This window comes from Acinetobacter geminorum (genome assembly GCF_013009345.1).
Lineage (GTDB): Bacteria > Pseudomonadota > Gammaproteobacteria > Pseudomonadales > Moraxellaceae > Acinetobacter > Acinetobacter geminorum.
Genome location: NZ_JABELE010000001.1, coordinates 192,348 through 203,553 on the forward strand (window position 1 = coordinate 192,348; position 11,206 = coordinate 203,553).

An 11,206-nucleotide genomic window follows, 5' to 3' on the forward strand; every position below is an offset into this window, starting at 1 on the left:
AATTAAGTGATATTAACCAAATGAATATGACCACTGCCAATACAGCCCGTTTACTGATTACTTGTGAAGACAAGCCTGGGATCGTACAGGCTGTATCGAGCTTTTTGTACCACCAAGGTGCAAACATTACCGCGCTTGACCAGTATGCGACGGAAGCTCAGGGCGGACGTTATTTCATGCGTGTTGAATTTGAACTTGACCATTTACAGTCGCGTAAAGATGCATTAATTCAAACATTTGCTGCGAACGTTGCTGAGCGTTATGGCATGCAATGGCGTCTGGCTTTCGTAAACGAAATTAAAAAGGTTGGTATTTTAGTTTCTAAAGTCGACCATGCTTTACTTGAGTTATTATGGCGTCATGCACGTGGGTCGTTACCTTGTGAAATTACGCATGTAATTTCTAACCATGAAGATTTACGTGAATCCGTTGAGAACTTCGGTATTCCATTTACTGTAATTAAAGTAACAAAAGACAATAAAGCTGAAGCTTATGCACAAATTGATGAAATGATGCAAGGCAATGACTTATTGGTTCTTGCACGTTACATGCAGATTTTAAGCGAAGATTTTGTTGCGAAATGGGAAATGAAAATCATCAATATTCACCATTCTTTCTTGCCAGCTTTCGTGGGTGCTAACCCATACAAGCAAGCTTATGAAAAAGGTGTGAAGTTAATTGGTGCGACAGCTCATTATGTGACTGCTGATCTAGACCAAGGCCCAATTATTGAGCAAGACGTTGAGCGTGTAAGCCATGACTATAATGTTGAGCAACTTCGTGAGCTAGGTGAAGATGTAGAGCGTAATGTATTGGCACGTGCAGTAAAATGGCATTTGGAAGACCGTATCATTGTTGATGGCAACAAGACGGTTGTTTTTTAAATAACGCTTATTTAAAAAAAAAAGCACGCTTCATGCGTGTTTTTTTATATCAAAAAAAATATTGAAATGATATAACGTAACAATGATGAATGAGTTTATGTTAGGATTTGATCTCTTCATAGTGAAATTAGCCTAGCTATATAAGTTAGATTAAACACTTTGTGAACAAGAGATACTCGTTCATGTAACTATGAGAAAACAAAAGCAAAGACACTTAACTGATACAAAGTAGGGATCTTGAGCAAATGTTTTTCTCAAAAAATAGTTGCAAATGAAAACACTTCTCATTTATTATTGTGGCACTTTATTGTTCTATCCGATGTTTGAAATCGTTTCTACAAATAGAAATCTGAAATCATCATCCATTAGGTAATTAGATTCTTATGAGTCAATCTTCCGCAGCCTTAAACTCTCCCAATCCGATGAAAAAGAAAGTCATCACTGCACTAATTGCGGTTGCAATTGGTCATATCGGGGTCTTATGGGCGGTCAGCCATATTAAGCCTGCTGAATTAAAGCCAATCGAGAAGAAGCCTTTACAGGTACGTTTCGTAAAAATTCAAGAGCAACCAAAACCACTGCCTCCTAAACCGAAGGAACCACCTAAAAAGCCGGAACCTAAGAAAGAGGTAAAAGAAGTTAAAGTTGTTGAAAAGCCTGTGACACCACCCAAAAAAGTGGAAAAAATTCAACAGGTGAAAAAGGCCGAAACACCAAAACAAACAGTAAAGACAGAACCTAAAGTTGAAACCAAAGTGGTGACAACGACGACAACAGTTACTGAAAAAGTTGTCGAAAAACCTAAGCCGGTAGTACAAGAAGCGCCTAAAGCTCAACCTGCTCCAGATCCATCACCGAAACGAGTTTCAATTGGTGGTTCAGGTGTACAGTGGAGCCGTTCACCGAAGGTATCTATAACAACGAAGGAATTAGATAATAAAGCTTGTTCTGCAAACGTTTCTATAGATGCGGATGAGAAAGGTCGAGTGACTGATGTTCGCTTCTTGCGTAGTAACTGTCCTCCTGTTGTAGAGGCAAAGATTTTGCGTGCTGTAAAAAGTGCGAAGTTTAAACCTTATACGGAAAACGGGGTTGCTTATCCAATTAAAGGTCCAGAGCAACCATTTGATTTCGTTCCTTAAATAACTTTGAGTCCCAACGGCTAACCTTAATCAGGAGTTCAATATGAACTTTTCAATCTATTGGCAACATGCAGATGCAGTGAGTAAAACCCTGTATTTCATCTTATTGGCAATGTCGATTGCTACTTGGACAGTTTTCATCTTACGTTTGATGGGGACTCGCCAGCTAAAACAACAAGCTTATGCTCAACTTTCTCAGGCTATCACTTCGCTAAAAGCAAAGTTACAACCTTTGAGTTTTGAACAGCGTAAAGCGGTTGCAGAGCAGGCATTACTTCGTCAGATTTCTGCTGAAAAGGCCAATGCTGATAAAGGTATTTCTGTTTTAGGAACGATTGCTTCAATTGCACCATTCGTAGGTTTGTTTGGTACGGTTTGGGGTATTTTCCATGCGCTGGTTGCCGTTGGTAAAAGCGGACAAGCTGGTTTGGCTCAAGTGGCTACACCAGTAGGTGAAGCACTGATTATGACGGGTCTTGGTCTTGCAGTTGCGATTCCTGCGGTATTGGCTTATAACATTTGTGTACGTGCAAACCGTGGTCTTGCTCATGACTTACAAGATCAAGCACACAGCTTATTAATTGACACGATGTTGCAGCAAGACTCAACTGTAAAGTCTGATGTTAAAACTGCACAGCAAAGTTATGTTGGAGGTCAAGCTTAATGGCTTTTCAATTGGGTGAAGACCACGATAGTGGCATGAATGAGATGAACCTCATTCCGCTAATCGACATTATGTTGGTGTTAATGATCATCTTTTTGGTCACAGCAACAGTTGCCAACCCATCGATTCCATTAACGCTTCCTAAAACAACTGCTGAAATTATTGATCCACCACCAAAAGCTATTACGATTAGTATCAATGCAAATGGTGAAGTGGCTTGGGATACTCAAGTAATTAGCCTAGATGAGCTTCAAAAACGTTTTCAAGAAGCAGGTCAAGGTGATGTTAAGCCAACAGTTCAACTTCGTGCTGATAAAGAGTCGAAGTACGATACTGTTGCTCAGGTAATGTCTCGCGCCAGTGAAGCCGGACTGAGCGATATTGCCTTTGTAAGTGAAAACTAAAATTTAGTTTACTCAATAAAAAAGCAACCAGTTTGGTTGCTTTTTTTATTGCTCTGATTTATTGATCTTTCATCAGATGCTGGAATTTACTATATAGCTTGAGCAGCTTTGGTGGAATCGCAAAGTTGCAATAACCTTGTGAAGGGTTCTTTGCATAGTAATTCTGATGGTATTCTTCTGCCGGATAGAATGTCGGAACAGGAGACAGCTCAGTCACAATATCAAGATCGTCATTTTTTAGAGTCTGAATCGTCTGTTCCGCTGCCTGCTTTTGCTCTTCATTATAATAGTAAATAACAGAGCGGTATTGTGTGCCAATATCATTACCTTGGCGATTTAAAGTCGTTGGATCGTGAGTCGCGAAGAACACATCAAGTAATTGGGAGTAAGTTACTTGCTCTTCATCAAAATCAACCAAGATCACCTCAGCGTGCTGGGTATCTCCTTGACATACTTGCTCGTATGTAGGGTTAGTCGTGTGTCCACCTGCATAACCACTAGTTACTTTTTCTACACCGCGTATTTGTAAAAATACAGCTTCGACGCACCAAAAACAGCCGCCGCCAAATAATGCTTGTTGCATTGTTTTTCCCTCTATTTCCTGCCTATTACAATAGGGTTTATGTATTTAAAATACAAAGTAAAGCATGTATAAAAAAGTAAAGAAAAGTGCATTACTTATTTCATTTAGCTTTAGGTAAACCTTGTCGAACGATTTGAGAGAAGTGTTCACTACTCTGATCTGAAAGTTGTTCAAAATTTTCAGTACGTGGATTGATATGCGCAATTTGATACCACTGTTTTAAACTGATATTTTGATTAAGTGCTTTAAGATCATATAAATAATTAGGTAAGTAACCTGAAGCGATTAGACGATAATCTTTAGGAAGCTGATAGGGGTTAATCGCTTGAACCATATCAAAAATTAAGGTTGTACAGTTACTGGTTAAAGTGTTGTACCACTTTGGTTCTGCACGAAGTTCATCGGATTTCTTTAGATATTCTAAAAATAAAGCCTTTTGCTCACTACGAGGCATGTTAACAGGAAAATTATAAACTTGCTCTTTGCGGATGTTACTGCGTGTGTAAACAATATCTTTTTCATCAGAAGCAATTAAGCTCAGTTCATATTTCCTAAAAAATCCGCCAATTGCCGAAAACTCTTCACTCTTTTCTTTGCGAATTTCAATTGAAAAGACTAAAGGTTGTTGGTGAGCAAATTCGAAACTTACCAGTGTATGGGCAATTTGTGGCCCCATCCAGTAAGAGGCAATGATATTTATACCATTCAACTGGTTTAGATCAAAAGTTCGGGTTTCCCAGCGGACATCATAGGTTCCGTCAGGATGCCAGTTGAAGTTACGAACATTGTGTAAAGTAACTACATCGCCATGCTTTTCGTAACTCAGCATATTGGCAACTTCTGGGTTCCAATCACGATCTTGACGTGCGGTAATCGAAAAATACCAGACTAGTGAACAAGCAAAGGCAGCAAGGTAAATCAGGATATCGGTACGGCGGCTAATAAGATGACCTTCAACATATAAGCCAACCATACTGAGTGCAAAAGCAATCCAGATGCCAATAAGTATGCGACTACCTAACCAGCCAAAAGGTTGTTGGACCCAGAGCGCTACGCATACCCAAATACTAGAGAACACAATAAACAACGTGAATAGACTATGTAACAGCCCAAAAAGTAGAGCAATAATAAATTCACGTGTTCCGATATTGTGCATAGGCATCCATAAAATTATTTTTTATAAGTCGCAAACTCGAATGAAGTTCCTGATTTTTCATCAACTTGCTGTTCACTCGCAATTTTATGAAATTCACTCGGTATTGTTGGATAATGTGCATCACCTTGCACATCTAAGTCAACATGAGTAAGTTCAAGACGGTCTGCAATCGACAATGTTTGCTTAAAGATTTCACCACCACCAATAATGAACAAAGCTTGTTTTTCGGTATTCTTTACATCTTCTAAAGCTGCATTTAAAGCATCTTCAATTGAATACGCAACTTTAACGCCATCAAATTGCCAGTTAATGTCACGGGTAATTACCCAGTTCACACGGTTTGGTAAAGCACGGCCCATAGACTCAAGGGTTTTACGACCCATCACGACCACGCCACCTTGTGTGATTTCTTTAAAGTGTTTTAAGTCGGCAGAAATATGCCATGGCAACGCATTGCCTTTACCAATACAGTGATTTTTGTCCATTGCCACAACGTGGACAACTTCTACATTTTGCCATGCCATAATCTTATTCTCTAAACCGTAATCTAATGAAATTTAAGCCGTCTTTATACTGCAACTGGTGCTTTAATTGCAGGATGTGATTCATAACCTACAATTTCAATATCTTCAAATTTGAAATCAAATAAATCGGTTATTTCTGGATTTAGTTTCAATTGGCATAGCGGTAAAGGCTCACGTGTCAATTGAAGTTTAGCTTGTTCAAAATGGTTGGCATAAAGATGCGTATCACCACCAGTCCAGACAAAATCACCTACACCTAAACCGCAAACTTGAGCAATCATATGGGTGAGTAGAGCATAACTCGCGATATTAAAAGGTACGCCTAAGAAGACGTCAGCACTACGTTGATAAAGCTGACATGACAATTTGTTATCTTGTACGAAAAATTGGAAAAGTGTGTGGCAAGGTGGTAAAGCAACTTGTCCAGCTTCATTCGGGTTCCAGCCAGAAACAATTAAACGGCGTGAATTTGGGTTAGTTTTAATTTCGTTAATTAACCATTTAATCTGGTCAAAACCATCTTGGTTATAAGAGCCGTCTGCATTTTTGGTTGCGCCGAAATTACGCCATTGATGACCATAGACTGGTCCAAGTTCATGTTCTGGACGGCCAAAACGAGCTGTTTGTTCTGCGGTTGCCCATTCATCCCAAATTGAAACTTTATTGTCTTTTAGATATTGGACGTTGGTGTCACCTTTTAAAAACCAAAGTAACTCAATCACAATCGAGCGGAAATGAACTTTTTTTGTGGTGAGTAAAGGAAAACCTTTAGAGAGATCAAAACGCATTTGATGACCAAATACAGAACGGGTTCCTGTGCCTGTACGGTCGCCTTTGTCACCGCCATTATCAAGGATATGTTGTAGTAGGTCTAAATATGCACGCATAACACTCTCGAGTTCGGATTAATTCCATAAAATAGAAGGGAGATAGCTCAGAAGATAAATAATTACTCAATAGAGCTGCTTCATCATGAACCACTGAAGATGATACCTGTTGTAGCTCAAGATGAAAATCTAAAATTAGTTCTAAGATATTTTTGCTGAATGTGTTTAGTTAAATCTTTTAGCTCGATTTTGATAAATCGAGACAAGAAAAAAGCCAACTAGTACAAAGCCTAAAGCTTGTATGAGATGAATCCATTTATGCTGAACAGGGAGCAAATACATCAAAATAATAATGATCAAAATAGGATAGATTTTGATTAAAAGTCCCAAGCTCGATTTGCCTGATGTGTTGTTTGAAAGTTTAGTATTCAAGTAATGCCCAATATGTAAACCAAATCCGAAAATAAGGCTGAGTATTGTATAAATAGGAGATAAGGGCTGAACTTGATTAGCAGCATAAACTGCAACACAAACAACAATAATGAACATAAGTTTGATGTGACGTGGTGCGTTGTACCAATAAGCCAACATATATCAAGCCTATTTATTAAAAAGTGATTGAGGAGAAAAGATAAAAGCTGCAAGTGCCATAAAAGCGATTCCTTGCACACCCCAGATCAGCAAGTTGGGCATTGTTTTAACAAAAATAAGTGCAAATAAAAGAGCGATAGGAATCCAAGTCAGCAGGCGGTAAAGTAGGCCAGTTGGATTTTTCTGAGCAAAATGTAATTTAAAATAGCGGCAGATTAAAAAGATAACACCCGTGCCAGTAAACATTAAAATCGTATCTAAGGGCAAAGGCTGGTATTGATATAGCCCAATACAAATAGCCAAAGTAATAATTAAAATCACTAATTTTTTAAATGTCGGGACTTGTGTGTCAAACCAGAATTCCAGCATGGCATATCTTCATTTTTGGGAGAGTAAAAACTGTAGCATAAAAAAGAAAAGAGGAGCCGAAACTCCTCTGATTTATCATATTAACTGTTCTTTTGTGGGCCCCAGTCATAAATTTTCTTTTGGTAGGCATACCACATCATCCAAAGGCCAATCAGCAACATTGGAACGGTAAGGATCTGACCTTTAGTCATCCAGCCAAATAAAATGAAACCTTGATCGGCATCTGGTTGACGGAAGAATTCCATTACGAAGCGTGCAACACCGTAGCCCATTAAAAATAGAGCAGAAACCGCCATGCGTGGGCGTGGTTTTGAACTAAACCACCACAAAACAATAAATAGGATTAAGCCTTCACAAATTGCTTGATAAATTTGTGATGGATGGCGTACCAGTTGCAATGGATCAGTTGGGAAGATCATACCAAATGGATAATTTGGGTCAGTTACTGCACGACCATATAACTCTCCACCAATGAAGTTACCAAAGCGCCCAAACATTAAGCCAGTCGGTACACATGGGGCGATAAAGTCGAGAGTTTGGAACCATGTTTTTTGATATTTTTTACACCAAAATAACATCGCAATCATGACGCCTAAAAAGCCGCCATGGAAACTCATACCGCCTGTCCAGACTTGGAATAGCCAAATCGGATTTTCAAGGAATTTATCAAACTCATAGAAAAGGACATAGCCGACACGACCGCCCAGAACGACACCTAAAGCACCGTAAAACACCAGATCGGAAACCATGTCCGATGTCCAGCCATCACGCTGTTTGGCACGGTAGGAGGCAAGTCCCCAAGCGCATAAAAATGCCAATAAATACATGAGTCCATACCAATGGACTTGAAGAGGTCCTAGATGTATTGCGACCGGATCGATATTAGGATAGGTCAGCATTGCTGCTCCTTGATCTTACGTTTTGACAGATTGTAGCGGAATGATGTGAAAAATGTTGTACATTCAATGTGTAAAGATAGGGAATAAGAAAAGATGTGTATTGTGGCTTTAGCATGGCATGTTCTTGATGATATGCCCTTATGTCTTATGTCAAATCGGGATGAGTTCTATCATCGACCAACAGCTTTATTACATCAGTGGCAACACACACCGATTATTGCTGGCCAAGATTTACAGTCGGGTGGGACTTGGATGGGCGTAACACCTCAAGGTCGATGGGCTGTCTTGACCAATTTTCGTGATGGACGAGATCAAAAAAAATATGAAACTTCTCGGGGGCATTTGGTTCAGGCTTTTTTAGAGTCTGATTTATTGCCGATTCGATTTGCTCAGCAATTAGAACAGCAGCAACAGAACTTCGCTGGCTTTAACCTGTTTATGGGAAATGCTGATCAAGCAGTTTATATGAGTAATCGTGGTGAAGCACCGCAAGTATTAGCCAATGGTGTTTATGTGGTTTCGAATGGCTTGATGTCTGAACATTGGGAAAAAACCAGACATTTAAGAACACGTTTTACGCAAGAGTTTTTGCCTATGCTTCAGCACCAGACGGAAGAGTTAACTTTGCAACACGCTGCATGGGATATTCTTGAAGATGAACGTAAGGTCACAACTGCATTATTACCCAATACGGGCATTCAGCCAGAAATGGAAGAGTTATTGTCATCGACTTTTATTCAAAGTCCTGTGTATGGCACACGTTGTTCAAACTTTCTAAGAATGACCAATAATGAATGGCTTTGGCTGGAAAAGACTCAGCAAGGCGAGCATAGTGGGCAAATTGTTCAGCAGCAGGTTCTCTTAAATCGATGATAATAAAAATGCCGATCAATCGACCGGCATTTTCATAGTTATAAAAGAATTAGCCCGCGATCACACCGCCATCTTTGCGGGTAATCACAACAGTTGCTGAGCGTGGGCGCGCAGTTTTGTTGTTTGGATCTTTCTGGGTTGCAGGCCAGTTACTTGTTGGGGCATCATATTTTTTAGACTTTTCCCCAGGGTGTTGAACATTAATGAAAATTGCTTTGTGGTCTGGAGTCATCGCAATACCTGTAATTTCACACTCTTTGGGCCCAACAAGGAAGCGACGTAGCGTTTCATCTGTTACTTTAGCACCCACTAAAGTTTGCTGACCATTTGACGTAGTTGCAGTAGTACCATCTCCAATCTGGCCTGGTAACGCAGCAAGCATCATACAGTTAGTAACATCAGTGTATGCGCCATCATCTGTTTGAATCCAAAGTACACCACGTGGGTCAAACCACATACCATCTGGAGATGACAAATCATTGTTGTCTGTCAGACCCGATAAGTTAATGTTTGAAGCCATAGATGCTTCTGCACCAAACAGATAGATATCCCATTTGAAGGTTTCAGCAGTGGTTTTGTCATCAGTTTCTTTAAAACGGATGATATGACCGTTTACATTACCTTTTTGTTGCTCTTCTTTACCTTTGATATCTGTGTAATTACGTGGGTTAGCTGCATCAGTTGGGTAGCTTGAACCACGATTCGAGTTGTTGGTTAGAGTGACATAAATTTCGCCGTTCACTGGATTAACTGTACACCATTCTGGGCGATCCATTTTTGTAGCGCCGACGGCGTCACCCGCCAAACGTGCAAATGTCACAACATCTGCTTGAGATTTAAATGGGTAGGTGGTGTTGCTTTCATTTAAACCATTTTTGCCATAAGCAAGTTCAATCCATTGACCTGACCCATCGTTATTAAATTTGGCAACATAGAGCTTACCTGCGTTCATATATTTGTCACCAGTCGTATAGCCACCATTTATATCCTTAGCATCCCAAGCAGCCGTTGATACAAATTTATAGATATACTCGCCAGTTGAGTCATCGCCCATATAAAATGCTAATGGTTGACCTACTACGGCACGACAAGCACTGTCTTCATGTGCAAAACGACCAAGTGAAGTACGTTTAACTGGATTTTGACGTCTATCAAATGGATCAATCTCAACCATCCACCCGAATGTATTTGGACCGTTACGATAGTCTTGGGTAGCTTGTGCAGCATTTACGTCGGCATTCCAGCGGTCATATAAGTCTTGTGACTCTACTTGACCAATTGCTGTTTCCCAGCTGTAACGTGAACCAGATCCTGCTTTTAAGCCATAGCGTTTCAGTGCAATAATTTCTTCTGGAGTACGTAACGCGTCATCAGTCGTACTACGAGCAAAGTAACCAATAAAGTTTTCTTCGGTAGTTAAGTATGTGCCCCAAGGGGTATGACCATTACCGCAGTTATTATGGGTACCACGTGTTTTACGGGCAGTCGGTGAGAATCGAGTTGCAAGCAAGCCAGAACCAGCTGCTGCACCTGCAAAATCCATTTCTGTTGATGCTGTAATACGGCGGTTAAAAACAGAACTTTTATCAATTACTACTTTTTGAGTTATTGGATCTTTTTTAATGTGAACAATAGATACGCCATGTGCATTTGTTTCACGAATCACTTCATCTTCAGGGCGGCGTCCATCAACTTTTGTTGGACCTTTTGGGTGAAGGAAGGTCTGGTTGATATATTCGTGATTCATCACTAATAAGCCTTCAGCTGAAACATTCCCATCAAATTTGTCTGTTGAAGTATTTAAACCAAAGAAATGCATGCCGTCATGGCAGTCACCAGAACGTAAAAGGAAGCTTGGGCCAGATGGAATATTGTTGTCATCCCATTCGCCAATATCAGGGTTGATTGAATCACCTAAAGCATAAATGACATTGGCTTCATAACCTTCAGGCACTGTCACAATATCATGTAAATTTTTAGCAACTGGGGTAAATGTGAGTTTTTCTGGTTTTTTATTTGGATCTACAGGTGTAGTTCCGCCATTGTTTGAACCTGAATCATCATCGCTATCATTACAGCCTGTTAAGGTAGAGGCTAAAGTTAGCGCTACAGCACCACTTGCTGCTTTAGTAATTAAACTACGGCGACTGATGTGTTGTTCTAAGATGTCGCGGAAGTGGATATTGTCAGAAGTATTATTATCCAATTCTTGGTCTTCATTATATGGCGTCAGCTCTGTCATGGGAAATTCCTAAGTAAATAAAGAGATTGTTCTAAAATTCTTCATGAG

At 39.9% G+C, this 11,206-nt stretch carries 12 protein-coding genes and 1 pseudogene; 5 read left to right on the top strand and 8 right to left on the bottom strand.

Going from position 1 to position 11,206, the window contains the following annotated elements; genetic code table 11:
• Window positions 1-20 precede the first annotated feature (20 nt).
• From purU to HJG58_RS00915, 4 genes are all read left to right on the top strand, one after another.
• On the top strand, window positions 21-884 hold the full coding sequence (gene purU, locus HJG58_RS00900) for a formyltetrahydrofolate deformylase (RefSeq protein WP_005066088.1): 864 nt from the start codon (window positions 21-23) through the stop codon (window positions 882-884).
• A 383-nt stretch (window positions 885-1,267) separates the two neighbouring features.
• Window positions 1,268-2,026 (top strand): energy transducer TonB, encoded by a 759-nt coding sequence (locus tag HJG58_RS00905; protein WP_216076481.1) that lies wholly within the window; start codon window positions 1,268-1,270, stop codon window positions 2,024-2,026.
• A 43-nt stretch (window positions 2,027-2,069) separates the two neighbouring features.
• On the top strand, window positions 2,070-2,690 hold the full coding sequence (locus HJG58_RS00910) for a MotA/TolQ/ExbB proton channel family protein (RefSeq protein WP_001011664.1): 621 nt from the start codon (window positions 2,070-2,072) through the stop codon (window positions 2,688-2,690).
• The gene (locus HJG58_RS00915) at window positions 2,690-3,094 is read left to right on the top strand and encodes an ExbD/TolR family protein (protein WP_000885432.1); all 405 of its coding nucleotides are present in this window, start codon (window positions 2,690-2,692) and stop codon (window positions 3,092-3,094) included. The genes HJG58_RS00910 and HJG58_RS00915 overlap by 1 nt, the downstream gene beginning before the upstream one ends.
• 58 nt (window positions 3,095-3,152) lie before the next feature.
• Here HJG58_RS00915 and msrA read toward each other — a convergent pair whose 3' ends face one another.
• From msrA to lgt, 7 genes and pseudogenes are all read right to left on the bottom strand, one after another.
• Window positions 3,153-3,677, bottom strand: coding sequence for a peptide-methionine (S)-S-oxide reductase MsrA (gene msrA / locus HJG58_RS00920; RefSeq protein WP_086400286.1), 525 nt, complete (start codon window positions 3,675-3,677; stop codon window positions 3,153-3,155).
• A 100-nt stretch (window positions 3,678-3,777) separates the two neighbouring features.
• On the bottom strand, window positions 3,778-4,833 hold the full coding sequence (locus HJG58_RS00925; RefSeq protein WP_170247627.1) for an Lnb N-terminal periplasmic domain-containing protein: 1,056 nt from the start codon (window positions 4,831-4,833) through the stop codon (window positions 3,778-3,780).
• Window positions 4,834-4,847: 14 nt separating this feature from the next.
• Complete coding sequence (locus tag HJG58_RS00930) at window positions 4,848-5,357, bottom strand: dihydrofolate reductase (RefSeq protein WP_032035374.1); 510 nt, start codon at window positions 5,355-5,357, stop codon at window positions 4,848-4,850.
• Window positions 5,358-5,401: 44 nt separating this feature from the next.
• The gene (thyA, locus tag HJG58_RS00935; protein ID WP_017482022.1) at window positions 5,402-6,244 is read right to left on the bottom strand and encodes a thymidylate synthase; all 843 of its coding nucleotides are present in this window, start codon (window positions 6,242-6,244) and stop codon (window positions 5,402-5,404) included.
• A 143-nt stretch (window positions 6,245-6,387) separates the two neighbouring features.
• Window positions 6,388-6,775, bottom strand: a pseudogene (locus HJG58_RS00940) (hypothetical protein); the annotation flags it as partial.
• 9 nt (window positions 6,776-6,784) lie between these two features.
• Window positions 6,785-7,144 carry a hypothetical protein gene (locus HJG58_RS00945; protein ID WP_033849483.1) on the bottom strand — a complete coding sequence of 120 codons (360 nt, stop codon included), beginning with the start codon at window positions 7,142-7,144 and terminating at the stop codon, window positions 6,785-6,787.
• An 80-nt stretch (window positions 7,145-7,224) separates the two neighbouring features.
• The gene (gene lgt, locus HJG58_RS00950; protein ID WP_170247628.1) at window positions 7,225-8,043 is read right to left on the bottom strand and encodes a prolipoprotein diacylglyceryl transferase; all 819 of its coding nucleotides are present in this window, start codon (window positions 8,041-8,043) and stop codon (window positions 7,225-7,227) included.
• A gap of 93 nt (window positions 8,044-8,136) precedes the next feature.
• On the opposite strand from lgt, the gene HJG58_RS00955 reads away from it, so the two are divergent.
• Window positions 8,137-8,916 carry an NRDE family protein gene (locus HJG58_RS00955; protein ID WP_171545189.1) on the top strand — a complete coding sequence of 260 codons (780 nt, stop codon included), beginning with the start codon at window positions 8,137-8,139 and terminating at the stop codon, window positions 8,914-8,916.
• Between the two features lie 49 nt (window positions 8,917-8,965).
• Here the strand turns inward: HJG58_RS00955 and HJG58_RS00960 are convergent, their stop codons facing one another.
• Complete coding sequence (locus tag HJG58_RS00960) at window positions 8,966-11,158, bottom strand: PhoX family protein (RefSeq protein WP_170247629.1); 2,193 nt, start codon at window positions 11,156-11,158, stop codon at window positions 8,966-8,968.
• Between the last annotated feature and the right edge of the window lie 48 nt (window positions 11,159-11,206).

What these genes read in the sequence shown, in the direction of transcription:
- purU (WP_005066088.1), top strand. Translation starts at nt 21, where the DNA reads ATGAATATGACCACTGCCAATACAGCCCGTTTACTGATTACTTGTGAA.
- HJG58_RS00905 (WP_216076481.1), top strand. Translation starts at nt 1,268, where the DNA reads ATGAGTCAATCTTCCGCAGCCTTAAACTCTCCCAATCCGATGAAAAAG.
- HJG58_RS00910 (WP_001011664.1), top strand. Translation starts at nt 2,070, where the DNA reads ATGAACTTTTCAATCTATTGGCAACATGCAGATGCAGTGAGTAAAACC.
- HJG58_RS00915 (WP_000885432.1), top strand. Translation starts at nt 2,690, where the DNA reads ATGGCTTTTCAATTGGGTGAAGACCACGATAGTGGCATGAATGAGATG.
- msrA (WP_086400286.1), bottom strand. Translation starts at nt 3,677, where the DNA reads ATGCAACAAGCATTATTTGGCGGCGGCTGTTTTTGGTGCGTCGAAGCT.
- HJG58_RS00925 (WP_170247627.1), bottom strand. Translation starts at nt 4,833, where the DNA reads ATGCACAATATCGGAACACGTGAATTTATTATTGCTCTACTTTTTGGG.
- HJG58_RS00930 (WP_032035374.1), bottom strand. Translation starts at nt 5,357, where the DNA reads ATGGCATGGCAAAATGTAGAAGTTGTCCACGTTGTGGCAATGGACAAA.
- thyA (WP_017482022.1), bottom strand. Translation starts at nt 6,244, where the DNA reads ATGCGTGCATATTTAGACCTACTACAACATATCCTTGATAATGGCGGT.
- HJG58_RS00945 (WP_033849483.1), bottom strand. Translation starts at nt 7,144, where the DNA reads ATGCTGGAATTCTGGTTTGACACACAAGTCCCGACATTTAAAAAATTA.
- lgt (WP_170247628.1), bottom strand. Translation starts at nt 8,043, where the DNA reads ATGCTGACCTATCCTAATATCGATCCGGTCGCAATACATCTAGGACCT.
- HJG58_RS00955 (WP_171545189.1), top strand. Translation starts at nt 8,137, where the DNA reads ATGTGTATTGTGGCTTTAGCATGGCATGTTCTTGATGATATGCCCTTA.
- HJG58_RS00960 (WP_170247629.1), bottom strand. Translation starts at nt 11,158, where the DNA reads ATGACAGAGCTGACGCCATATAATGAAGACCAAGAATTGGATAATAAT.